The organism is Exiguobacterium sp. s122 (assembly GCF_018618475.1).
GTDB classification, from domain to species: domain Bacteria; phylum Bacillota; class Bacilli; order Exiguobacteriales; family Exiguobacteriaceae; genus Exiguobacterium; species Exiguobacterium himgiriensis.
This window is the reverse complement of the sequence record NZ_JACSMD010000001.1, coordinates 771,642-795,168: the sequence shown is the minus strand read 5'-3', so window position 1 is coordinate 795,168 and position 23,527 is coordinate 771,642. Positions and strand designations below refer to the sequence as shown.

Annotated in this window: 20 protein-coding genes; 6 read left to right on the top strand and 14 right to left on the bottom strand. The window is 50.8% G+C overall.

What is annotated here, in order from left to right:
• Positions 1-2: 2 nt before the first annotated feature.
• From KNP92_RS04050 to KNP92_RS04030, 5 genes are read right to left on the bottom strand one after another with little or no spacing between them, the layout of a single operon-like run.
• Positions 3-1,187 (bottom strand): aminotransferase, encoded by a 1,185-nt coding sequence (locus KNP92_RS04050; protein WP_214837524.1) that lies wholly within the window; start codon positions 1,185-1,187, stop codon positions 3-5.
• Complete coding sequence (locus KNP92_RS04045; protein WP_214837521.1) at positions 1,184-1,678, bottom strand: Lrp/AsnC family transcriptional regulator; 495 nt, start codon at positions 1,676-1,678, stop codon at positions 1,184-1,186. Before KNP92_RS04045 ends, KNP92_RS04050 begins: the two co-directional genes overlap by 4 nt.
• 3 nt (positions 1,679-1,681) lie before the next feature.
• A complete protein-coding gene (locus KNP92_RS04040; protein ID WP_214837518.1) occupies positions 1,682-2,482 on the bottom strand; it encodes a glycosyltransferase family 2 protein in 801 nt (266 codons plus the stop codon).
• Positions 2,479-2,727, bottom strand: coding sequence for a NifU N-terminal domain-containing protein (locus KNP92_RS04035; protein ID WP_034809163.1), 249 nt, complete (start codon positions 2,725-2,727; stop codon positions 2,479-2,481). The genes KNP92_RS04040 and KNP92_RS04035 overlap by 4 nt, the downstream gene beginning before the upstream one ends.
• 12 nt (positions 2,728-2,739) lie before the next feature.
• Entirely contained in the window at positions 2,740-2,973 is a 234-nt protein-coding gene (locus KNP92_RS04030) for a DUF1871 family protein (protein WP_214837515.1), read from the bottom strand.
• A gap of 507 nt (positions 2,974-3,480) precedes the next feature.
• Between KNP92_RS04030 and KNP92_RS04025 the strand changes: the two genes are divergently transcribed.
• Genes KNP92_RS04025 through KNP92_RS04015 form a run of 3 tightly spaced genes read left to right on the top strand, consistent with a single transcriptional unit; the run spans position 3,481 to position 7,275 of the window.
• Positions 3,481-5,748, top strand: a complete 2,268-nt coding sequence (locus tag KNP92_RS04025) for a ribonucleoside-diphosphate reductase subunit alpha (RefSeq protein ID WP_285801058.1) — start codon at positions 3,481-3,483, stop codon at positions 5,746-5,748.
• A 23-nt stretch (positions 5,749-5,771) separates the two neighbouring features.
• Positions 5,772-6,278: a flavodoxin domain-containing protein gene (locus tag KNP92_RS04020; protein WP_214837509.1), complete on the top strand. Its 507-nt coding sequence runs from the start codon at positions 5,772-5,774 to the stop codon at positions 6,276-6,278.
• Positions 6,235-7,275 (top strand): ribonucleotide-diphosphate reductase subunit beta, encoded by a 1,041-nt coding sequence (locus tag KNP92_RS04015; protein WP_214837506.1) that lies wholly within the window; start codon positions 6,235-6,237, stop codon positions 7,273-7,275. Before KNP92_RS04020 ends, KNP92_RS04015 begins: the two co-directional genes overlap by 44 nt.
• 102 nt (positions 7,276-7,377) lie before the next feature.
• Here the strand turns inward: KNP92_RS04015 and KNP92_RS04010 are convergent, their stop codons facing one another.
• Both KNP92_RS04010 and KNP92_RS04005 read right to left on the bottom strand, forming a co-directional pair.
• A complete protein-coding gene (locus tag KNP92_RS04010) occupies positions 7,378-9,291 on the bottom strand; it encodes an N-acetylmuramoyl-L-alanine amidase family protein (RefSeq protein WP_214837503.1) in 1,914 nt (637 codons plus the stop codon).
• A gap of 184 nt (positions 9,292-9,475) precedes the next feature.
• Complete coding sequence (locus KNP92_RS04005; RefSeq protein ID WP_214837500.1) at positions 9,476-10,195, bottom strand: MazG nucleotide pyrophosphohydrolase domain-containing protein; 720 nt, start codon at positions 10,193-10,195, stop codon at positions 9,476-9,478.
• An 84-nt stretch (positions 10,196-10,279) separates the two neighbouring features.
• Here KNP92_RS04005 and ytvI point away from each other — a divergent pair, with 84 nt between their 5' ends.
• Complete coding sequence (gene ytvI / locus KNP92_RS04000; RefSeq protein ID WP_214837497.1) at positions 10,280-11,410, top strand: sporulation integral membrane protein YtvI; 1,131 nt, start codon at positions 10,280-10,282, stop codon at positions 11,408-11,410.
• 4 nt (positions 11,411-11,414) lie between these two features.
• Here the strand turns inward: ytvI and KNP92_RS03995 are convergent, their stop codons facing one another.
• Both KNP92_RS03995 and KNP92_RS03990 read right to left on the bottom strand, forming a co-directional pair.
• Positions 11,415-12,074 carry a DUF429 domain-containing protein gene (locus KNP92_RS03995; RefSeq protein ID WP_214837494.1) on the bottom strand — a complete coding sequence of 220 codons (660 nt, stop codon included), beginning with the start codon at positions 12,072-12,074 and terminating at the stop codon, positions 11,415-11,417.
• A 135-nt stretch (positions 12,075-12,209) separates the two neighbouring features.
• Positions 12,210-13,649, bottom strand: a complete 1,440-nt coding sequence (locus tag KNP92_RS03990) for a leucyl aminopeptidase (protein ID WP_214837492.1) — start codon at positions 13,647-13,649, stop codon at positions 12,210-12,212.
• A gap of 330 nt (positions 13,650-13,979) precedes the next feature.
• Between KNP92_RS03990 and ptsP the strand changes: the two genes are divergently transcribed.
• A complete protein-coding gene (ptsP, locus tag KNP92_RS03985; RefSeq protein ID WP_214837489.1) occupies positions 13,980-15,698 on the top strand; it encodes a phosphoenolpyruvate--protein phosphotransferase in 1,719 nt (572 codons plus the stop codon).
• An 84-nt stretch (positions 15,699-15,782) separates the two neighbouring features.
• Here the strand turns inward: ptsP and ptsG (KNP92_RS03980) are convergent, their stop codons facing one another.
• The 5 genes from ptsG (KNP92_RS03980) to KNP92_RS03960 form a co-directional block, all read right to left on the bottom strand.
• Positions 15,783-17,810 (bottom strand): glucose-specific PTS transporter subunit IIBC, encoded by a 2,028-nt coding sequence (ptsG, locus tag KNP92_RS03980; RefSeq protein ID WP_214837487.1) that lies wholly within the window; start codon positions 17,808-17,810, stop codon positions 15,783-15,785.
• A 112-nt stretch (positions 17,811-17,922) separates the two neighbouring features.
• A complete protein-coding gene (ptsG, locus tag KNP92_RS03975; RefSeq protein WP_214837484.1) occupies positions 17,923-19,449 on the bottom strand; it encodes a glucose-specific PTS transporter subunit IIBC in 1,527 nt (508 codons plus the stop codon).
• A 216-nt stretch (positions 19,450-19,665) separates the two neighbouring features.
• Complete coding sequence (glcT, locus tag KNP92_RS03970; protein WP_214837481.1) at positions 19,666-20,511, bottom strand: glucose PTS transporter transcription antiterminator GlcT; 846 nt, start codon at positions 20,509-20,511, stop codon at positions 19,666-19,668.
• A 105-nt stretch (positions 20,512-20,616) separates the two neighbouring features.
• Positions 20,617-20,934: a YuiB family protein gene (locus tag KNP92_RS03965; protein WP_034805322.1), complete on the bottom strand. Its 318-nt coding sequence runs from the start codon at positions 20,932-20,934 to the stop codon at positions 20,617-20,619.
• A 120-nt stretch (positions 20,935-21,054) separates the two neighbouring features.
• Entirely contained in the window at positions 21,055-22,266 is a 1,212-nt protein-coding gene (locus tag KNP92_RS03960) for an NAD(P)/FAD-dependent oxidoreductase (RefSeq protein ID WP_214837478.1), read from the bottom strand.
• Between the two features lie 266 nt (positions 22,267-22,532).
• Here KNP92_RS03960 and KNP92_RS03955 point away from each other — a divergent pair, with 266 nt between their 5' ends.
• On the top strand, positions 22,533-23,510 hold the full coding sequence (locus tag KNP92_RS03955; protein ID WP_214837476.1) for an NAD(P)/FAD-dependent oxidoreductase: 978 nt from the start codon (positions 22,533-22,535) through the stop codon (positions 23,508-23,510).
• The last annotated feature ends 17 nt before the right edge of the window (positions 23,511-23,527 follow it).

Here is a 23,527-nt window from a genome sequence, read left to right as displayed (position 1 = left end):
TCTCATTGCTGAGAGTCTGTTGTGACCGTCACCTCGAACTGGCTCATGAACCGATCGATGCGACGAATTGCTTCTTGAAGTTGTTCAATCGATGTCGCGTAACTCGCTCGGACAAACCCTTCGCCGCTCGCTCCGAAAGCATTGCCCGGAACGACCGCGACGCGCTCTTCAAGCAACAGTCGTTCGGCGAACTCCTCACTCGATAACCCGGTGTGGCGAATCGACGGGAAAGCGTAAAACGCGCCACCCGGCACATGTGTTGGAAGACCCGCGTCATTTAGCGCTTGGATGAAATAGTTACGACGTTGGCGATAGCTCTTCACCATTTTCGGCACATGTTGTTCCTGGCTCCGAAGCGCCTCAAGACCCCCAAACTGAACGAGCGTCGGCGCGCACATCATGCCATATTGATGGACTTTGAGCATCTCGCGCGTGACGACTTCCGGGGCACAGGTGAAACCGAGGCGCCACCCCGTCATCGCGAACGCTTTCGAGAAACCGTTGACGACGATCGTACGCTCCCGCATATCATGTAACGTCGCAAAACTCGTGAACGGTTCATCATATGAAAGTTCAGCATAAATCTCGTCACTGACGACCCAAAGGTCATGCTTCGTGGCGAGTTCGGCGATATCCGCGAGCTCTTCTCCCGTCATCGTCGCCCCTGTCGGATTCGATGGGAAACAGAGAAGCATCGCTTTCGTCCGCTCGGTGATGGCGGCTTCGACGTCTTCGCGGCTCAATCGGAACCCGGATTCCGGACGACATGCTACCGGCACGACGGTTCCTCCGGCCAACTCGATGAGCGGTCCATAGGAAACAAACGCCGGCTCGACGACGATGACTTCGTCGCCCGGGTTAAGGAGTGCACGGAACGCGATATCGAGTGCTTGCGAGGCGCCGGTCGTGACGATGAGTTCGGTCGCCGGATCGTAGGCGACATCGAACCGTTGTTTCATATAATGAGCGATTTCTTGTCGCAACTCGAGAAGCCCAGCGTTGGCACTATACGCCGTATACCCTTGCTCGAGTGCTGCATAGCTCGCCTCGCGAACGTTCCACGGCGTAATGAAGTCCGGCTCTCCCACCCCGAGAGAGACGACGTTCTCCATCGTTTGTGCCAAGTCAAAGAAACGGCGGATGCCCGACGGTTTCATCGAGACGACTTGATTCGATAGCGACTTCATGGCGTGATGTTCAACCGCTTGTCTTCGACTTGTGGGGTGAACAAGATGCCGTCGTGCTTATACGTCTTCAATTTGAAGTGGGTCGTCGTCGAAACGACCGAGTCGAGCGGTGATAGTTTATCAGACACGAAAGACGCGACGTCTTGGAGCGAATTGGCTCGGATGACGACTTGGAGGTCATATGCCCCTGACATCAAATAGAGCGCCGTCACTTCAGGGAATCGATATATCCGTTCGGCGACCTCATCAAACCCACGGCCCCGCTTCGGTGTCACTTTGACGTCGATGAACGCCGTCACGTCATGGCGATTGATTTTTTGCCAGTTGACCATCGCGCGAAAGCCGAGCAAGATTCCATCCTGCTTGAACTTCTCGAGCATCGCGTCGACCGTCTGTTCGTCTGTCGCAAGCATATCCGCGAGGACTTTCGTTTCCATGTAGCCTTTCTCCTCGAGTAGCTCGAGCAGTTCTAATTCTTTCGTTGTATACATCCGTTATTCTCCTTCCGTTCTGCCGGGGAACGCTCCCGAGAACGTTCTCTCTGTCTGTCTCACATAGTCGCGCCGTTCGGCTTGGACGATATGAAAGTTTTTCATCTCCATATTGACGAGCCCGTGCTTCTCACAAAATCGGTCAAAGTAGCGCCGTCGCGTCTCGTCTTGTTTGGCTGATAAGTTATCCGTGCCGTTAAAGGCATACAGTACGGTCGCTCGCGCCGGGTGTGCAATCGTACCGACTTCGCTTACGCGTAAAATAAAATCCCAGTCCCAATAATTATAGACCGATTCGTCGAACGGTCCAATCGCATCATGCAATTGTTTCCGATAGAGCGTGCCCGACGGGATATATGTCGAGTCTTGCCGCAGTCGAACCAAGTCGAGATCATAGGCGAACGCTTCCCATTCGGTGACGACACGGTGACCGTCTATCCACTCGAAGCGAAACAGTTCGGCGTCCGTGAAGACGAGGTCGGCCGTCGAGAGGTCACGAAGCGCCTGTTCAATATGGGTCGGCATGAGCAAGTCGTCGTCGTCGAGCAGTAAGATGTACTCCCCGGCCGCCTCGCTCACTCCACGATTCCGCGCCTTGACGTGATGGTTCTCACCGAGCTCGATATAGCGAATCGTCAAACGATTCAAAAAAGGCGCCAAAAGATGTTGTTTTGGCGGCCCGTCATTATTGATTACAACGACTTCAAACTGCTGAAACGTCTGGACGACGAGGCTGTCTAACAGTTCCGTCAGTTCCGCTTCACGTGAATGAACCGGAATGACGATCGTGACGAGCGGATTCATCCGCGATAAGCTGTTTCGACGTGCGGTAAAATCGTCTCCCAGCTAACGCCATTCTCTTTTGACACGGTGACAAAGTCGCCGTAAGCGAAGACGCTCTCGACACCTTCGATTTGGACGAGTTTCGCAAGGAGCGGCTGGTCTGTCGCTTCTCCGGCTTTTACGCTCTGGCTTTTCGCTCCGAAGACGTTTTCAGGAAGTGTGATTTTCATTGCGTTTGGATTTGGTGTTGGATCGATTCGTAACATGTAAGTTCCCCCTTATAGTTGACAAGATTGTGAAGACGCGAGTAGTCGTCTCGCCATGTCCCGCAAATCAGAGTCGGACGGACATTCATCGAACGCCTCCATTAAGATGTGCCGAATTCGTTCGGACAAGTCTTCTTCCGTCTCGATTTCAGTCAATGCCACGGCGATATCATCGAACTCTGGCCCATACGACCCGATCCCGTAACCGAGCGGGTCCCATGCTAATAATAAGTCTTCTGCTCTCATTTGTTAAACCCTTCTTTTATTACGTTTTTCAAACCTTACTTTCTCAATCTACCGCACTTTCGTGCTCGACGCTACCTCATCCCTGTGTTGCCCTGTTTTTAAAATATCGAGACTACCATATATAGTATGGACCGCCGATTTCATTTTTTCTACATATCGTGTGAAAAGCATCACTTTGAACAGTTTCACTAACACTTTTTTTAAAATTGACCGCTTACATAAAATACGAGTTCCATGACTCCACTTCTTCCACAAACTTTTTTCTATCTCAAATCTCATCTCAAATCGGATGACAGCGCCGTTTTTGAATGAAAGTAATTCATGCATGTGCCGTTTGACGAATGTCAAGATTGCAAAACTAAATATAGGTGATTTATGATTAAAAAGACAAGAAAACGTCAATATATAGTTAACGGATAATTATCACGTTCCGTCACTGTTGACGTCGTATCGGACATGTTCCGCTATACCTTTATAATATCTACATCTGAAGAAGGAGTGATCGTTTTGACATCCCCTATCCAACACGAGACGATGTTGGCCCAATCGCCAACACTTACAGACGTCTCCACATTGATTCAATCCATCAAGCAACGCTATCCACAACTGAGTGTGGAGCGATACGAAGAACGAGCGATTCGGGCGCTCGAGTCAAAAACACTGACACAAGATGTAGTATATGAACTCTTGACGATGCACGCCCTTGACATGTTGCAGGCAGAAGAACCGGACTGGACGTTCGTCGCGACCGAGATGTACTTGAACCGACTCTATCTAGAAGCTGCACGTAATCGTGGCTACGACGCGTCGATGCGTTACGGTGCACTTTATCCGATGATCGAGACGCTCACGAAAAAAGGCATCTTCACATCTGCCCTCGTCGACACGTACTCAAAAGAAGACATCGATTACTTAGAGACGTTAATCGACCCGTCACGCGACCGCCTGTTCACGTACATCGGATTACGCACCTTGTCTGACCGCTACCTCGGCCGCGATCACGTCAAAAACTTGTTCGAGCTTCCACAAGAGCGGTTCATGGTCATCGCCATGACGCTCATGCAAAAAGAGGCACCGGCACAACGTGTGAAACTCGTCGAAGAGGCATACTGGGCCCTTTCGAACTTGTACATGACCGTCGCCACGCCGACGCTCTCGAATGCCGGGAAGTCTTACGGTCAGCTCAGCTCATGCTTCATCGATACGGTCGACGATTCACTTCGTGGCATTTATGACTCGAATACAGACGTAGCCACGCTCTCGAAAGGCGGCGGCGGCATCGGTGTCTATCTCGGAAAGATTCGTTCACGCGGCAGCGACATTAAAGGGTTCAAAGGTGTCTCAAGCGGAGCACTTCCTTGGATGAAACAATTGAACAACACAGCCGTCTCGGTCGACCAACTCGGCATGCGCCAAGGTTCGATTGCGGTCTATTTAGACATTTGGCACAAGGATATCTTTGAATTCCTCGATGCGAAATTGAATAACGGGGATGAGCGCCTCCGGACGCACGACTTGTTCACAGGGGTCTGTTTGCCAGACTTGTTCATGCGCACGGTCGAAGCTCGTGGTGACTGGCATTTGTTCGACCCACATGAGATTCGTACGGTCATGGGCTTCAGCCTCGAAGACTTCTACGACGAGACAGAGAACGGTGGTTCGTTCACGGAGAAATATATGGCATGTGTCAACACGCCAGAACTTACACGCGTGACCGTACCGGCAATCGATCTCGTCAAACGTTACATGCGCTCGCAACTCGAAACGGGGACGCCGTATATGTTCTTCCGGGACGCGGTGAACCGTGCTAACCCGAACAAACATGCCGGCATGATTTACAGTTCGAACCTCTGTTCAGAAATCGCGCAAAACATGTCACCGACCGTCATCGACGAAGAGTACACAGAAGATGGAAAAATCGTCATCACGAAGACCCCAGGCGATTTTGTCGTCTGTAACTTAAGCTCAATCGCGCTCGCCCGTGCCGTCAAGTCGGACGTGCTCGAGCGACTCATCCCGATTCAAATGCGTATGCTCGACAACGTCATCGACTTGAACACGATCGAAGTGCCGCAAGCGATGATCACGAACCAAAAATATCGTGCCGTCGGTCTCGGAACGTTCGGCTGGCACCACTTGCTCGCCCTTGAAGGAATTCGTTGGGAGTCGGTCGATGCGGTGCAATATGCAGAAAAACTGTATGAGAAAATCGCTTACCTCACGATTCAAGCTTCGATGGAACTTGCGAAAGAGAAAGGTGCGTTCGGTGTCTTTGAAGGTTCGGAATGGCATACCGGTGAATACTTCAAACGCCGTAACTACCGTTCACACGACGACCTCGACTGGGACGGACTCGCCGCAGAAGTCCATCAAAACGGTGTCCGGAACGCCTACATGATGGCTGTTGCGCCGAACTCGTCGACTGCCATCATCGCAGGGAGTACGGCATCGATCGATCCGGTCTACAAAAAAGTGTATTCAGAAGAGAAGAAAAACTACAAGATTCCGGTCACTGTACCCGATCTCAACCCTGAGACGAACTGGTTCTATAAATCAGCGTTCGAAGTCGACCAGTTATGGAGCATCCGCCAAAACGCGGCGCGTCAGCGTCATATCGACCAAGCGATCAGCTTCAACTTATACGTCAAAAACGATGTCAAAGCGACAGAGCTCCTCACGATGCACCTTGAGGCGTGGTCGCTCGGGATGAAATCGATTTACTATACGCGCTCAACGACCGTCGAAGTCGATGAGTGTGAATCATGTGCTTCGTAATATAAAGAAAGGTGGGACCGACCATGAACGTCGCAATCGTCTACAGTTCAATGAGCGGAAATACGGAAGAAGTCGCGTCACTCGTTGAGACGGCCCATATCGAACGAGGCGACCATGTCGTCTTGTTCGAGTCGGACCGAATCGGACATCGCGAGGCGACTTCACTCGCTTCGTACGACCTCGTCTATTTCGGTTCATACACGTGGGCCGACGGTGTGTTGCCAGATGAGATGAAAGACACGTTCCGTCTCGTCTTAAAAGAACTGAACGTGCCGATTCGCCAAGCGGCCGTCTTCGGTACCGGGGACAAAATGTTCGTCCACTTCTGCCGGGCCGTCGATGAGATGGCGTACCACCTGTCTAAATACGGGATTCCCCTCGCCGGTGAACTGCTTAAAATTGAACAATCACCGCGCAATCAACCGTACAACGTCCGACACTGGGCCGAACGGTTGGCACGAAACGCCGAAGAAGGAGTATACGCCAATGACCATTCAAAAGATCAAACTACTGTCGCCCAAACATCCTAACCGGGCGACAGCGATTATCGGGGGCGAGACAAGTTCCATCGTCAACTGGAATGACATCGCCTATCCGCAATTTTATACAATTTATAAGCAACTGCTCTCAAACTTCTGGATTCCAGATGAGATTTCGATGTCAAAAGACATGCAGCAATGGCCGCAGTTGAGCGAACGCGAGCAGGATGCGTTCAAACGCATCATCGGCTTGCTATCGATTCTCGATTCGGTGCAGACGCGCTACATCCTTGAGTCGTCGATGTTCTCGTCAGACTCGTCGGTGCACGCCGTTCTCGCCGTCGTCGCGCAACAAGAAGTCGTCCACAACCAATCGTACAGCTACGTCCTCTCGAGCCTCGTCCCGCTCAGCGAACAAAATCGAATCTTCGATATCGCCAAAGACGACGAGATGGTCATGAAACGTAATCAATTCATCTTGGACTTATATGAAGAGTTCCGCGAAGAACAGACGGCCGAAACGTTCGCGAAATCGCTCGTCGCCTCGATTATCCTTGAAGGAATCAACTTCTATTCTGGCTTCGCCTACTTCTACAACTTGGCCCGCCACCAGAAGATGGTCGGCACATCGACGATGATCAGCTACATCCAGCGTGACGAGATGCAACATTCTTACTTCGTCAGCCAGTTGCTCCGCGCCGTCTTGACGGAAAACCCACAGATTGACGCGGACGGCAGCTTCAGCGAATTCGTCTACGACACGATGAAAGAAGCGGTCGACTTAGAAATTGAGTGGTGTGAGTACGTGCTCCGCGACCTCGATGGACTTGACGTGAGCGAGATGCGCGACTACGTGAAGTACCTCGCCAACAAGCGACTCCGGGTAATCGGATTGAACGACTTGTATGAAGGCTTCAACGAAGACGTTATGCCTTGGATTCGTGCCTATTCAGACGACTCACTCAATGCGACAAAATCCGATTTCTTTGAACAGAAATCACGCTCTTACGCGAAAGTCACCGACGCCAACGGCTTCGACGACCTCTAACAAACAGGAGCTCCTTCTCACGAAGGAGCTCCTGTTTTGGTGTACCGAAAAACCCTCGACTGATTCGTCGAGGGTTCGCTGTCCTGCGCGAGCAGAAACGGATCAATAATAAGTTCTTACGTATTGGGCAATGCCTTCCGCAATCCCTTGCGCCATCCGTTGGCGTGACGCTTCACTGCGAAGGTGGACGACATCCGTCGGTGACGTGATGAATCCGAGCTCAACGAGTGCTGATGGCATCAAGCTATGGTTAATAACAGCAAAGTTAGCCGTCTTCACACCACGGTTCCGCATGCCGGTTCCTGACATACTCGAAACAAGATTGTTTTGAATGTTCGTTGCCAATACACGGCTACGAGCACTTTGAGATGTCGAACCTGAGTAAAACGTTTCAATTCCATTCGCTGTCTTATCTGTTGATGCATTCGCATGAATGCTGACGAATAATTCACCGCGAAGATCTCGTGCGATTGTCGGACGTTGTTGTGGCGTGTAATAAATATCAGTCGAACGGGTTAAACGTACTTGGTAGTTATATTTTGAACTGAGGTACGATTCGATACGTTTTGACACATCGAGAACGACTGTCTTTTCGTAAAGCGATCCGTTCAACGCACCTGGGTCTTTCCCACCGTGCCCCGGATCAATCACGATAACTGGTCCTTTTGAGACAGATGGCTTCGTCGCCATCGTGAATCCTGCCGAGATGAACCCGTCACGGCCGTTGTATTTAATCTTATAGAATCCGCTCGTCAAACCGTAATGTTCAACTTCTGTTCCATGTGCTAACTTCCCGAGAACCGTCGAGCTGACCGAAGCAGCTGAACGTACGTTCAACGCGTCACCTGGCGTGTTCGTATACACTTTTCCTTGCGGTGCCGGAGCTGGTGCGGCTGGAGCCTTGCCGGCAGTCAACCAAGACGTCGGCGTGAAGTATGTCTTCGTCCCGATATAGACGACCGACCAGCTCGAGTTGTGGGCACTATACGTCACAGCCGTATATTGTGGCAAGACGAGTTGTACCGGTGAGCTCTGATGCGTCTGACCGAACAAGTTGGCATTGCGGTTGGCATAGCCTTGCACTTTTGCCGGTTCAGGCGTCGTCGTCGTCGGTGGTTGAACCGGTGCAGGACCAGGTGTGATCCAGGCCGTCGGTGTGTAATACGTGGCGTTCCCGTCATATACTGCCGACCAGCTCGAGTTGTATTTACTCGATACGACCGGCGAGTTGAGCGGAAGCACCTTCATAACTTTTGAAGCTTGGTTGCGCGTTTCGAACAACTTCATTTCACGGTTCGCATACCCGTTCTCTTTCGTGACCGAAGGTTGAAGTGTTCCGGCCGTAATCCCTCGTGTCGGGGTAAAGAACGTGCTCGTCCCTTCGTAGATGACCGACCAACTTGAGTTGTGAATACTGAACGTGACGGTACGGTTAGCCGGAATCGTTTTGACGACCGGAGACGTCTGCAACGTCCGGTTGAACAACTCGATTGTCCGGTTCGTGTAGCCTGTCTGTTTTTGCGGTGTCGCTGTGACGACTTTCGGTGCAATGTACGCTTTTGCCGCATAATATGTCTTGCCACTCAAAAAGACTTTCACCCACGACGTGTTATGGGCAGCGTACTGGACTTCCGTCCCTTTTTTAAGTGTCGTCACGATTTGGGCATCGCGATGGGACGTGATCCGGATGTTCAAGTTCTCCGTCGTCACCCCTGTCAATGTCGCTGCCTGTGTCGTGATTGCAGCCGGCGCAAGCGGCTTGATGTACTGCGCCGAAGCATAATAAGTGCGATTATTCAAATACACTTTATGCCATGATTGGTTATGAGTACCATATTTCACTTTCGTGCCTTTCGGTAACGTCGTGATGAGCGTTCCCGTCGTGCTCGCTGTCGAGCGGACGTTCAAGTTGACAGTCGTCTCGCCATCTAAAGTCGAGGCCTCAACCGTTGGCAGTTGGGCGCCGAACAAGAGAAGCGAAAGAATGAGGGCAACCTTTAATAGCTTCATTTTCATTCAAAATATTCCTTTCCTCTCGCGCTACTTACTACTAACAACAACTTCATATTAGCATAATGCTTTTTAAAAAAAAGTAAGTATTTGAAAAAAAGATGAATATTTTTGATAAAAAGGGGAATAGTTTTTAGTTACTTTGTCGAATGATGATGTAATTCCCATTTCCATATTTTTCTTCCGTCACCTATACATTCGAAAGCTCCTGTTTAATCGTCGACAAGTTCCACCCTGATATTGGCGGACAAAGGACGAACCCGTCGAGTCCCTCGACAGAAGCAATCTTTAAAAAGCGACGTAAATTATATTCTCGTTCAATATATCGGTCGAACGTTTCGTTTTCTTTAGCCTCAATTCCACCCCAGTATCGCCCTTCGACTCGTCGCGGGTACGTACGGACTGAATTTTCCGTGATCGGATCCGGGGTGTGATCGAACCGACCAAAGTCCCGGGACGATTTTGCTTCGACGAGCGCCCCGATGGAAGCATTTACGTCGAGTCCGATTGTTCCCGCAATCGAGAAGACCGCCTGTTGTACGCCTTGAAGATGCATTTGGAGCGATCCCGGCGTCGCCGTCGCTTTCAACTTCTTGTCGCCCTCGTAGGCGTTTAAGATGCGGGCGACTTCCCCAGATTCGCGAACGAGTGCGTAATACGTCACATGGACCGGAACGTCACAATCGTGACTCGTTGGCGCCTCGAGTGCGATCGCATACTGGTTGGCCAAACACGTCGAGATGACGAATACGTCTAAAAGCTCTTCGACGAGCGCCGTACGATCGTCTTCATAGAGCGCCGCACCGACTTCCCCCACCTCTTCTAACAATCGAGCCAGGCCCGACAGCGGTCGCCAATAGCCACCTAAATGAATGATCATCTGATCGACTTGTTGTTGAATTTCTCTCATTTCCTTCACCTATCCTTCTGCTCTATTAACCGGCCCCATGGTATACTATGCTCAATCGAATTGTACGGAAAGGGGCAACGCCTCATGTCATCCGCAAAACTTTGGCAACTTGTTCGGCTTATCCTCGTCATACTTGGTACCTTCGCCGTCATTTGGGTACTCGGCATCCTATTTCAGTACACCTATCCTTTCGTCCTTGCCTTCTTGTTGTCCTTGTTGACCGTGCCGCTCGTCAATTGGTTCGAACGAAAGGTGAATCTACCGCGCGCCCTCGGGACACTCGCTTCGCTATTCATCGTCATCGGAATTGTGACCGGGATGATCGTGATCGTCATTTCTCAATTGATTCGCTACGCCACGATCGCTGCGGAAAAACTTCCTGGTCAAATCGAGACGTTCACGACCTTCGCTCAGCGTGTGTTCAATGAACGCATCGCCCCGCTCGTCAATGACGCATACGACAGCCTCGAACAGCTCAACCCGAGCCAGACGACTTCAATCGAAGGTGGAATCACGGAACTCGGCGTCCAGCTCGGTGCGGCAATCGGGGTTTTGTCTCGCGGCATCGCAAGTATGCTCCAAGGATTACTGAGCGCTTTACCGCTCGTCTTGTTGCTTTTCATCGTCATCGTGCTCGCCTGGTTCTTCATCACGAAAGATTGGCCAACTTACATGCGTCAAATCGAACGCTTGAATGAACGGAAAGGCTTCAAAGAATTTGAGGCCGTCATGCTCAATCTACGTTTTGCCTTATTCGGATACGCCCGGGCCCAAGTGACCCTCATCTCCATCACGTTCGCCATCGTCCTTGTCGGCATGTTCATCCTTCGGGTCGATAACCCGCTCTCGTTCGCACTCCTCGCTGCCTTCTTCGACTTGTTGCCTTACCTTGGGGTCGGTACGCTTTTAATCCCTTGGGCAGCCTATGCCGCCATCACGGGTGATTGGTTCATCGCCATCGGCGTGCTCGTCCTGTATTTGATTGTGATCGTGCAACGCAACTTGGCCGAACCGAAAATTGTCGGCTCGCATATCGGATTAAATCCCCTCGCGGCCCTCGTCTCGATTTTCGTCGGACTGAAGTTGTTCGGCGTCCTCGGCTTTATTCTAGGACCTGTGCTCGCCGTCTTATTGAAGGCACTGTACAACGCCCAGGTGTTCCATTACATCTGGCGCTTCATTATCGGCCCTGCGCCCATACCAAAAGAGCGATGACGCGTCATCGCTCTCTCTTTGTAGGCACCGCTACATACGGCTCATTTTCAGTTCGATCTGGAACGGTCGTAAGACCTGTCGTGCCGGCCTCATAGGCGGCGACGGCGAGGATACAGGCATCGATAATGTCATCGACCTGTACGTTCGACATCTTCCATTTCCAAGGGGAACTGTTTGAATAGCGACGCAATAGCTCGATTCGCTCCGCTTCCCCAGCCTCCGTCTTTTTACTGAACTGTGCCTCTTGCCCGGTCATGACGGCAAAGCACACTTCTGGATGCGACTCATATACGTCATCGCGGTCGAGTTTTTGAAACTCACGAATGCGGGGCGCGAGTTTCCACGCCTGCTTGCTGATTCCTTTACTGACCAGTTCTCGGCTCAACGCGTTCGCCGCGTCATACGTCTCTTCCTCTAACACTTCTTGAATCGGCGGCGTAAAGATGGACGACTTTCGTTTCGTCAATTCAGAGCGCATGTATGCGTCACACGCCCGATTCGGTTGCGCGACCGTCCCTAACGTTTTCGGCATATCGATAAAATGGACGGCCCCATCAATCATTAAATCTTCTAACTGTTCTGAGATGGTTAGACAAAGCGAGATGCTATCGTACGTGATGCGTACCCAGCTCCCGCGTGCCCCATCAATTCCTACTCCTACCACGGCGTACCTCCTGCATGAAAACCAATATTCCGAACACCGCACAAAACACGGTGATGCCTAAAAGCCATTGGGAAGGCCAAGCCGTATAACCGAATCCGGTCAGAGCGGCAAGACCGACCAATCCCAATCCTAGTTTCACCGATTCCACCCGTCGAGTAAAGTAGAAAGTGTGCGGACCATAACGCCCGTCGGCCCTTTTGGTCCGAGCTCATGCGCCGAAGCGCGCTCGCTCGTCCCGGCGATATCGAGGTGGAGCCACGGCGTATCGCCCACGAACTCTCCGACGAACGCCCCACCAAAGATCATATGTCCATAGCGCCCAGGTGAGTTGTTCAAGTCCGCCACTTCCGACTTCCGGACTTGATTGATGAACACGTCAAAGTACGGCATTTGCCAGACAAGCTCGTTCGTTTCTCGGCTCGCCGTCTCGAGCGCCCCGTATAGCGCGTCGTCATTCGTCAAACAGCCGGTCACTTCCGTGCCGAGCGCGACGAGTACACCACCTGTCAGTGTCGCGACGTCAATGATCGCTTGTGGCTCATACGTTTTCGCGAACGTCACCGCATCCGCGAGGACGAGGCGCCCTTCCGCGTCAGTGTTCAACACTTCAATCGTCTTCCCGTTCATCGCCGTGATGACGTCATCTGGTTTAAACGCGTCACCTGAAATCATATTGTCTGTCGCCGGGATGACCCCAAGGACGTTGACAGCCGGTTTCGTCGTCGAAAGCGTCTCGAACAAGCCAAGTACCGTCGCCGCACCACCCATATCACCTTTCATGCCGACGATTCCGTCTTTCGGTTTAATCGAATAACCACCCGTATCAAACGTGACGCCTTTTCCGACGATTGCAATCGGCGCGTCTTCCCCAGCCCCGTTATACTCGAGCACAATCAACTTCGGCGGCAACGTCGAGCCTTGGTTGACGGCAAGTAAGGCACCCATCCCGAGCCCTTCCATCTCCTCCTTGTCGAGAATCCGATGCTTGAACCCGTGTCGTTCCGCCAATTCGACCGCAAACTCCGCGAGCGCTTCGGCTGTTAATATATTTGCCGGCATCATCGTCAACGAACGTGCCACGTTCACCCCACGACCGCGCGCAGCCCCTCTTTGGACCGCTTCCTCGTCGACGTCACCACAAAGGGTGATCGTCACGTCCGGCACGCTCGATTTCGGAGTCGACTTGTATGTAGGATGTTCATACATGGCCAGCTCATACGCTTCTGCGAACAGCTCTCCAGATGCATCGAACGTCTCGAGGGCAATGGCGACATCGGTGAACGCTCTAGCCTTCATTTCTTTCGCGACTTTCCCGAACCATTTTCGCAGATGTTCCGTCGTGTTCTCGTTCCGTTGGCCGAGACCGACGAACAGGATGCGTTTCACCGAGCCTTCAAACGTCGGAACGATTGAAATTTCTCCAGTCTTCGTCGAGATATCAGACGCTTGAATGAGCGACTTCACGCGCCCGTTGAACAACGTGTCGAGCCCTTCCTCAATCGTATCGGCCGCTCCGATTCCGACCACGATCGTCTCATACGATCCGGTCCAGTCTAGCGCTTTCACTTGATACATATGTGCCACTTCCCTTCTTTATATATAGTTAGCATAACGAACTTCTTTAAAATAATAAAACGGTACGCGCAAGAGTCAAGAAATCTTCGAATTCAAGCGCTATCTCCTCGTTGTGACGGGGTTTTATTTTATGATAGGATAGGTAAGTACGCAATCCGGCATCCCTCACAGTTGAGGTGAGGCCATTTTGTTCGGTCGAGGCTTCCCCTAGTCGCAGACCGTTGCTACTCTAATCTTCCGCGTTTTCGTTAATTCCTTTTTCATTTCGGGTAAGAACTAACGAGGTAACGTCGGAAACACACTATTTCTTTGAAGAGAGGGACTACGCTTATGTCACACATTAAAGGTATTGGCGCATCTGCAGGAATCGCAGTTGCAAAAGCATTCGTCATGGAAACACCTTCATTCGACATCCCAACGAACAAAATCGAGGATGTAGCAGCTGAAAAGGCTCGCTTCGATGCGGCAATCGCGCAATCGAAAGTCGAACTTGAAGAAATTCGCGAAATCACACTCCGTGAGCTCGGCGAAGACAAGGCTGAGATCTTCTCGGCACACTTGCTCATCGTTGAAGATCCAGAGATTGTTTCTCAAGTGAACGAGAAAATTGAAAGCGAACACATGAACGCTGCGAAAGCACTCGACGAAGTCGCGCAGACGATGATCATGATCTTTGAATCAATGGACAACGAGTACATGCGTGAGCGGGCAGCAGACGTACGTGACGTCACAAAACGCGTCATGGCCCACATCCTCGGCGTGACATTCATGACACCGGCTTCAATCTCTGAAGAAGTCATCATCATCGCAGAAGACTTGACGCCATCTGACACAGCACAACTTAACCGTAAGTACGTCAAAGGGTTCGCAACGAACATTGGCGGACGTACGTCTCACTCGGCAATCATGTCACGCTCACTCGAAATCCCGGCTGTTGTCGGAACGAAAGTGGCACTTGAAGAAATCAAAAATGGCGATGTCGTCGTCATCGATGGAACAGAAGGCGACGTGTTCGTCAATCCTTCAGAAGAGCTCCTCAACGAATACGTTGCAAAACGTGAGTCGTTCGAAGCATACAAAGAAGAATTGAAGCAACTCGTCAACGAAGAGTCGGTCACGGCGGACGGTCATAAAGTGAAACTTGCGGCCAACATCGGGACACCGAACGACCTTGAAGGCGTACTCAAAAACGGAGCAGACGCGATCGGCCTCTACCGTACCGAGTTCCTATATATGGACTCTGAGACGTTCCCGACAGAAGAAGAACAGTACAACGCGTACAAATCAGTGCTCGAAGGTATGGAAGGCAAACAAGTTGTCATCCGTACACTCGATATCGGCGGCGACAAAGAATTGTCTTACCTCGACTTGCCGAAAGAAATGAACCCGTTCCTCGGCTATCGCGCGATTCGCCTTTGCCTCGAAGAGACGGACTTGTTCCGCACTCAGCTCCGCGCCCTTCTCCGTGCGTCGGCTCACGGCGACCTCGCCATCATGTTCCCGATGATCGCGACACTCGAAGAGTTCCGTGCCGCGAAAGCACTCCTTCTCGAAGAGGAAGCGAAGTTGAAAGAGGAAGGCATCGCTGTCGGCAACTACGAGACAGGAATGATGGTTGAGATTCCGTCAACTGCCGTCATGGCGAAGCAGTTTGCGAAAGAAGTCGACTTCTTCTCAGTCGGCACGAACGACTTGATTCAATACACGATGGCAGCGGACCGCATGAACGAGAAAGTTTCGTACTTGTACCAACCGTTCAACCCGGCCATCTTGAACCTTCTCCACAACGTCATCACAGAAGCGCATAAAGCTGGCAAATGGGTCGGTATGTGTGGCGAGATGGCTGGAGAAGAACTCGCGATCCCGATCCTTCTCGGACTTGGTCTTGACGAATTCTCGATGTCGGCTTCAAGCGTCCTTCGCGCACGTAGCCTCGTGAAACGTTTGACGAAGTCAGAAACAGAAGCAATCGTCAACGAAGTGCTCAACATGGACACGGCAGAAGAAGTCGTGGACTTCCTCAGTCAAAAGTTCGACATTAAAAAGTAATCGACTATAAAAAATCAGCTTCGTCTCCCCGTCGAGACGAAGCTGATTTTTGTTTTGCCTGCTTACAAAAGAAAGCGAGACACGTTACTCGATGCGATCCACGATTTGGAAATCTAGTTCTTCTCCAGCGACAATCGACTCACCGTACGAGACGATGACCTGTTTCCCGTCACCGTTCGTCAGAATGATCGGTGTGATGAGGGATGGGACTTTATCTCGAATCAAATCAAGATTGACTTCTAATAAGACGTCGCCTGCTTTGACGCGATCGCCTTCTTTCACTTTGGCGTCGAAGCCCTCACCCTTCAGGTTGACGGTATCTAGACCGACGTGAATCAAAATCTCGCGTCCATCGTCTGAAAGTAGTCCGATGGCATGCTTCGTCGGGAAGAAGGTAGTGACGGTGCCGGTGAATGGTGCAACGACTTTTCCATCACTCGGTTCAATCGCAAATCCATCGCCCATCATCCGCCCAGAGAAGACTTGATCCGGGACATCATCAAGCGACAAAATCGTTCCCGACATCGGCGCTAAGAATCCTTCTTCTTTTGGGTTCGATGTGCCTGACGTGACGACCGGTTTTTCTTTCCCGCGATATTCTCCACCTTCAATGATGGAAGCGATTTGAGACTTGAGCGTATCGGACTTCGGTCCGAAGATGGCTTGAATGTTATCTCCGACTTCGAGAACACCCGCCGCCCCAAGGTCTTTCAACAACCCTTTATCGACTTGTTTGACGTCATTGACGGTGACACGGAGACGTGTGATACAAGCGTCAAGGTGTTTAATGTTTTCTGGACCGCCGAGACCGACAAGTACTTCATGCGGTAAATCGTCTCCGACGGCAGTACGCCCTTCTTTCCCTTCGACGGCGGCTTCACGACCCGGAATCTTCAAGTCGAATTTTTGAATCGCGAAACGGAATCCGAAGTAATAAATGACGGCGAATACGAGACCGACCGGTATGACGAGCCACCATGCGGTCCGGTTCGGTAACACCCCGAACAACAAGTAGTCAATCAATCCACCGGAGAACGTCATCCCGATCTTGACGTTGAGCAAGTGCATCGTCATGAAGGATAGACCGGCGAACACGGCATGAATCCCAAACAAGAGTGGCGCAACGAAGACGAATGAGAACTCGACCGGCTCTGTGATCCCTGTAAGGAACGACGTGAGCGCCGCCGAGAAGTAAAGCCCTTCGACGTTCTTACGGCGTTCTTTTGGCACGGTGTGATACATCGCAAGACAAGCAGCTGGCAACCCGAACATCATGAACGGGAATTTCCCGGTCATATACGTCCCGGCCGTAAATTCAACGCCATCACGAAGCTGTGCGAAGAAGATCCGCTGGTCCCCTTGGACGAGGTCCCCGGCTTGGTTCGTGTATTCACCGAACTGGAACCAAAACGGAGAGTACCAGATGTGGTGAAGCCCAAACGGAATCAAGGACCGTTCGACCAATCCGAAAACAAAGGCCGAGACGGCCACGTTCGCTTCGATGATGGTACGTGAGAACGTATTGATTGCGACCCCGATTGGCGGCCAGATGTAGGCGAGCGCAATCCCGATAATTAAACTGAATGCGGCTGTCGCAATCGGAACAAAACGTTTCCCGGCAAAGAACCCTAAGAACTCTGGCAACTTGATATTAAAGTATTTGTTGTAAGCGAATGCGGCGACGAGACCGGCGATAATCCCCCCGAATACCCCCATTTGGAGTGTCGGAATTCCGAGAACAGTCGCGTACTGCGGGTCCCCTTGAACGATTTCTGCAGTGATGCCGTTCCATGTGCTTATAACCTTGTTCATAATCAAATACCCGACGATAGCTGCTAACCCGGCAACCCCGTCCCCGTTGGCTAGCCCGATGGCGACACCGACGGCAAACAGCAATCCGAGATTGGCAAACACGATATCCCCGGCATCGGTCATGACCTGCCAGATGAGGACGAGTGAATCGTTTGCCAAGAAAGGTAAGAGCGCGACGAGATCAGGGTTTTGGAACGCGGTACCGAACGCGAGTAAGAGACCGGCTGCCGGTAAGATCGCAACCGGAAGCATGAGTGCCTTCCCGATCCGTTGCAAGACACCAAACACTTTCTTCCACATCTTGGTTCCCTCCTTTTGTCAGAATACTTACTTTTCCCCATCTGACATATGCCTGAAACCGTTTGCGTCCACAAAAAAAGCCAACCCAGGAAGGATTGGCTTTCCACTAAAATTAGTTTGCTTTCTTCTCGTTACCTGACGCGATGACGGCTTGCATTTCTGATTTCAATGCATCCGAGCGTGGTCCGAAAATCGCTTGAATGTTGTTTCCGACTTCAAGGACACCTGCGGCCCCGAGACGTTTCAACTCTTCTTTGTTCACTTGGTTCTTATCTTTTACTTCGACGCGAAGACGTGTGATACAAGCGTCTAAGTGTTTGATGTTTTGTGAACCACCGAACCCAACGAGGATATCTTGTGCAAGTTCCGAACCAGTAGCAGTTGATTGCTCAACGACTTCATCTTCACGGCCCGGTGTTTTAAGATTGAACTTACGGATGACGAAACGGAATCCGAAGTAGTAAACGACTGCGAACACGAGACCGACTGGGATGACGAGCCACCAGTCTGTACGGTTAGGAAGTACACCGAAGAGAAGGTAGTCGATCAAACCGCCCGAGAACGTCATCCCGATTTTGACGTTCAAGATGTGCATGACCATGAACGAAAGGCCAGCGAAGACTGCGTGTACAGCGAACAAGAGTGGAGCAACGAACAAGAATGAGAACTCGATCGGCTCTGTGATACCAGTCAAGAACGATGTGAGTGCTGCCGAAGCCAAGAGACCACCGACGACTGCTTTACGTTCTGGACGTGCTTCATGGTACATCGCGAGTGCTGCAGCAGGAAGACCGAACATCATGAACGGGTATTTACCAGTCATGAACGTACCAGCTGTCAACTCAGCGCCATCACGGATTTGTGCGAAGAAGATTGCTTGGTCACCACGGACGATGTTACCCGCTGCATCTGTATATTGACCGAACTCGAACCAGAACGGTGAGTAGAAGATGTGGTGGAGACCGAACGGGATCAATGAGCGTTCAATCAAACCGAAGATGAACGCGGCGAACGTGCGATTTTCAGTCAACATGAAGTTTGAGAATGAGTTCAAACCGTGCTGAACTGGTGGCCAGATAAGAAGCATAACGAAACCAGCGACGACCGCGGCAACAGCCGTGACGATTGGGACGAAACGCTTACCAGCGAAGAAGCCAAGGAATTGCGGCAATTCAATGTTGAAGTACTTGTTGTACGCCCATGCGGCAATCAGACCCATGATAATCCCGCCGAATACCCCTGTTTGGAGTGTCGGGATCCCGAGTACTGTCGCGTATGCCGGGTCACCTTGTGCAATGACTTCAGGCGTGAGCTCGAGCCAGATTCCCATGACTTGGTTCATGATGAGGAATCCGACGATGGCCGCGAGTCCGGCAACGCCGTCCCCAGCTAACCCGATCGCGACACCGACAGCGAACAAGAGTGCCAAGTTCGCGAAGATGATGCCACCCGCTTGCTCCATGAGCTGAGCGAATTTCACGACGCCTGCATTCGTTAACCAGCCAGCGCGTGATGTAAGCGCCGGGTTTTGCATTGCGTTACCGAATGCAAGGAGAAGACCGGCTGCCGGTAAGATTGCAACAGGAAGCATAAGTGCTTTACCGACTTTTTGAAGAACACCAAAAATCTGCTTAAACATGATAAATCCTCCTTCTTGTTTTTGTAATACGAATGGACGACGTAGATGTCAGACAACCGACGTATCTAAACGTTTTCATAATAAACGTTTATAAAAACAGAAACAGGCATGAATAAGGGACAGAACGTAGACTTCTCCTCTTAGAGAAATCGTAAGCCGTTCCACTCCTTACTCATGCCTGATCGAATCAGTAACACGTAAGATACGTGGTATCAGTTATCTACTTGTAAGTCGCTGGAGATGCATCGTCAAATATGTCGCTTCACCTCGCGGGACAGGACGCTTTAATTCGCGTTCCATGATGCCCATCAGCTCCCAAGCAGTACTATAGCATAGCGGATATTCTTCACGCAACACCTTTTCTATTTTTTGTGGAGCCTCGACGAGCTCACCCGTCGCAACCCGCTCAACGGCGTACCTTAAGTGCCGAAGTAAGCGCTTATAATCGAGTGAAGACCTGTCCATTTTGACGTTCAGCCGACTCTCAATCGTCTGAACGATCAGCCCGATAATTTGATTATGACGGTTCACTTCCAGGACGTTTTTAAACGTCGTCGCCGAATGGATATGAAGCGCGATAAATCCGATCTCGGCGTCTGGCAACAACACATCGAGCCGTTCATGAATCATGTCGACGATGCGTTCCGCGAGTGAATATTCGTTCGGATAGAGCGATTCGGTCTCAAGGAGAAACGGATTCGTCACTTCCATCCCTTGCTCGATTCGCTTCATCGTAAAGAACAAGTGGTCAGTCAAACCGATATGGATATGTTGATCGACTTTCTTGCCCGTACTCGTTTCGATGAAGCCGACAATCTCTTGCATGAAGGCGATAAAGTCTTCATCGACATGTTTGACGAGCTCGCGATATTGCGACTGTTCTTCTTTGTCGGTCAACTGATACACTTTCTCCGGGACACTGGCCGGGTCGACGAGATCGCCCGCCTTTTTGCCAAAGCCAATCCCCTTCCCGAGTAGAATGACTTCCGGATCCGTATCATGTTGACAAATGACAACGCTATTATTCAACACTTTTTTGATCGTATACATCGGTAATGTCATTCGTATCGCATCCCTTACTCACTATAATCGTTTCGTACTTAGTATATCGGTTCATCCCCTAAAAAAGTAGGCGGAAAACAAAAAAGACGAACATTTCTGTCGTCTTTAAAACATCGAATAACCGCTCTTACGCAAAAATCGAATCGTCACACCGGCCAAAATCGCACCGAGCAAACCGAAACCGAGCATAAAGATGTCAAGAAACTGCAAGCCGAGCAGGCGTTCATAGACGCTTGCGAGTGCGGTCGACGTTTCGGTGACATAACTAGAGAGCTTGACGTTATCAATCATTAAAATGACGAAAATCGGATAAATGAAGACGAGTGTCCACGTCTTTTTCAGTAACATATTCAAGATGAAGCCGATGCTAAAGAAGATGACCAAATATAAAATGGCGCCGATGACTGCCTGGATAATATGCATACAATTGCCCCCTTTTCCCATCGTCTATTATACCGAAAATCGCTCGAACGGGTCAAAAAAGATTGACGTCGTGATGAACAAAAAACAACCCGTTCCGAAGAACGGGTTGACGCGTGGGAGTTAGAACTTCCCTTTTTTAAGGACGAGTCCGTACTTCTTCAATTCGAGGAAGTGTTTGTTGTCGATCACTTTCTTCATGAACGAAGCGTTGCGACCATAGATTTTTTTACCCATGACGATCCCGATGCCGTCGTTATGACCAAGTGACGCCACAGTCCCTTTGCTCTCGTACGCGAATTTCGAAGTCGATTTCCCGTTGATGAGCGCGGCGATGTTTTTCGCGACGTTATGTGCTTGTTGTGTCGCGATTTGCGCTGTCGGTGGGTATGGACGGTTCGATACCGGGTCCATGACCGCTGAACAGTCACCAATGATGAAGACGTTGTCGTGACCAGGGGCACGGTTGTCCGCTTCGACCATGACACGGTTACGTACAGCTTCGAAGCCTGATTTTTCGATGATCGGGCTACCACTAACGCCACCTGTCCAGATGATCGTGTTCGCGTGAATCGTCTCTGTCGTATCGCCTTGGAGCGGACCGAACGTCACGACGCCTGGCTCTACACCTTTAATTCCGTTGCCGAGTTTCATCTCGACACCATTACGCTCGAGCCATTTCTGTGCGTACGTCGTAAGGTCTGGATCGAATCCAGGAAGAACGGTTGGTGCAGCCTCGATGTTGACGATCCGAACAGCTTCGCGTGGGACGTCATACTGCTTGCAAAGTTCAGGAATTCGGTTCACAAGCTCTCCGAGGAATTCGATTCCTGTGAAGCCTGCACCGCCGACGACGATTGTCACATATGAACGATCTGCCGAGTTGTTTGATTTATATTCTGAGAATGAGTACTCGATATGGTTTTTGATTTTACGGACGCTGTTGAGCGAGCTGATTGTCATCGCGTTCTCTTTGAGGCCAGGGATACCAAACGTCTCCGGAACACCGCCGAGTGCGAATACGACGTAATCATATTCGACTGTCGAGCCGTCTGCGAGCAATACTTGTTTTGCCGTAGTATCGACGCGATCGACGATCCCTTTGACAAATTTCACGCGTGACGGGTTGACGACGTCATTAATGTAAATACGAGCTTGGTCAGGTTTCATTGTCCCTGCTGCTGGCTCATGGAGCCATGTCGTTTGATAGTGGTAATCATGTTTGTTAATGAGCGTAATATTCGCGTCTCCAGCTGAAAGTGTCTTCTGAAGGTTGACTGCTGTAATGAGTCCACCAAAACCTGCGCCGAGAATAACGATGTTAGGTCGTTTCATGTTCATTTCCACCTTATGTTTCATAGATTTGTTTTCTTGAACAATCATGTTGTGTGTTATTTCACATAGATGTTCACAATAAAGCCTAAACCTTGTTAAACAATGTTCACAATTGCTTCTCTGTCATTGTACGCTCTTTGTCTCAAATTCTCAATGGTAAAGCTTATCTTCTTGAATTTTTTTTGAATCTGTAGCATGTTTGTACAGAATGGATTTAATTGACGATTGTCATTATAATAAATGTATACGTTTTGAGGAGGAATTCGATGAAATCGACGAAAGATGTGATCATCATCGGTGGCGGCCCGGTCGGGTTGTTCACCGCATTTTATGCAGGTATGCGCCAACTCGATGCGACGTTGATTGAAAGCTTGCCACAACTTGGTGGCCAGTTATCAACGCTCTATCCAGAAAAATATATATATGATATCGCCGGCTTCCCGAAAGTGAAAGCCCAAGATTTGATCGACCAACTGAAGGCACAAGCCGATCAGTTCGAACAAGACTATCGCCTCGGCGAGACGGTCGAGACGGTCGAGCGCCTTGAAGACGGCTCGTTCCACATCACGACAAACAAAGACGAGTATCATACGAAGGCGATCATCATCACAGCCGGGAACGGGGCATTCGCCGCACGTCCGCTCGGTCTTGATGGATGCGAAGACTTCGCGAACCTTCATTACTTCGTCGACAACATGGAGAAGTTCCGCGACCGCCGCGTCATGATCGCCGGTGGTGGCGACTCGGCAGTCGACTGGGCCCTCATGCTCGAAGGCATCGCGAGAGAAGTCCACATCGTTCACCGTCGTGACCGCTTCCGCGCCCACGAACATACGGTCGAACAGATGAAAGCCTCGACGATCAACGTCTGGACGCCTTACAACATCGAGTCGCTTTCAGGAGAGACGCACATCGAATCAGTCGAATTGACGGACAAAGACGGTACGTCGAAGTTCATCGAAGTCGATGATTTGATTTGTAACTACGGATTCGTCTCATCACTCGGCCCAATCAAAAACTGGGGCATGGAGTTCGAGAAGAACACGATTCGTGTCGACTCGCGTATGGAGACGACGGTCGCTGGCATCTTCGCTTGTGGAGACATCGCCACGTATGAAGGAAAAGTCAAATTAATCGCGACAGGCTTCGGTGAAGCCCCGATCGCCATCAACCAAGTGAAGCAGCTCGTCGACCCGACAGCGCGTCACCCACAACACTCGACCTCGGTATTTGCCGGGAAATAATAGATTCGGCCCCTCAT

Bases quoted from the DNA above. Each gene is read 5' to 3' on its own strand.
- KNP92_RS04015 (WP_214837506.1), top strand. From the start codon at position 6,235: ATGACCATTCAAAAGATCAAACTACTGTCGCCCAAACATCCTAACCGG.
- KNP92_RS04045 (WP_214837521.1), bottom strand. From the start codon at position 1,678: ATGTATACAACGAAAGAATTAGAACTGCTCGAGCTACTCGAGGAGAAA.
- glcT (WP_214837481.1), bottom strand. From the start codon at position 20,511: ATGACATTACCGATGTATACGATCAAAAAAGTGTTGAATAATAGCGTT.
- KNP92_RS04030 (WP_214837515.1), bottom strand. From the start codon at position 2,973: ATGAGAGCAGAAGACTTATTATTAGCATGGGACCCGCTCGGTTACGGG.
- ytvI (WP_214837497.1), top strand. From the start codon at position 10,280: ATGTCATCCGCAAAACTTTGGCAACTTGTTCGGCTTATCCTCGTCATA.
- KNP92_RS04040 (WP_214837518.1), bottom strand. From the start codon at position 2,482: ATGAATCCGCTCGTCACGATCGTCATTCCGGTTCATTCACGTGAAGCG.
- KNP92_RS03965 (WP_034805322.1), bottom strand. From the start codon at position 20,934: ATGCATATTATCCAGGCAGTCATCGGCGCCATTTTATATTTGGTCATC.
- ptsP (WP_214837489.1), top strand. From the start codon at position 13,980: ATGTCACACATTAAAGGTATTGGCGCATCTGCAGGAATCGCAGTTGCA.
- KNP92_RS03990 (WP_214837492.1), bottom strand. From the start codon at position 13,649: ATGTATCAAGTGAAAGCGCTAGACTGGACCGGATCGTATGAGACGATC.
- KNP92_RS04010 (WP_214837503.1), bottom strand. From the start codon at position 9,291: ATGAAAATGAAGCTATTAAAGGTTGCCCTCATTCTTTCGCTTCTCTTG.
- KNP92_RS03955 (WP_214837476.1), top strand. From the start codon at position 22,533: ATGAAATCGACGAAAGATGTGATCATCATCGGTGGCGGCCCGGTCGGG.
- KNP92_RS04020 (WP_214837509.1), top strand. From the start codon at position 5,772: ATGAACGTCGCAATCGTCTACAGTTCAATGAGCGGAAATACGGAAGAA.
- ptsG (WP_214837484.1), bottom strand. From the start codon at position 19,449: ATGTTTAAGCAGATTTTTGGTGTTCTTCAAAAAGTCGGTAAAGCACTT.
- KNP92_RS04050 (WP_214837524.1), bottom strand. From the start codon at position 1,187: ATGAAGTCGCTATCGAATCAAGTCGTCTCGATGAAACCGTCGGGCATC.
- KNP92_RS03960 (WP_214837478.1), bottom strand. From the start codon at position 22,266: ATGAAACGACCTAACATCGTTATTCTCGGCGCAGGTTTTGGTGGACTC.
- KNP92_RS04035 (WP_034809163.1), bottom strand. From the start codon at position 2,727: ATGTTACGAATCGATCCAACACCAAATCCAAACGCAATGAAAATCACA.
- KNP92_RS04005 (WP_214837500.1), bottom strand. From the start codon at position 10,195: ATGAGAGAAATTCAACAACAAGTCGATCAGATGATCATTCATTTAGGT.
- ptsG (WP_214837487.1), bottom strand. From the start codon at position 17,810: ATGTGGAAGAAAGTGTTTGGTGTCTTGCAACGGATCGGGAAGGCACTC.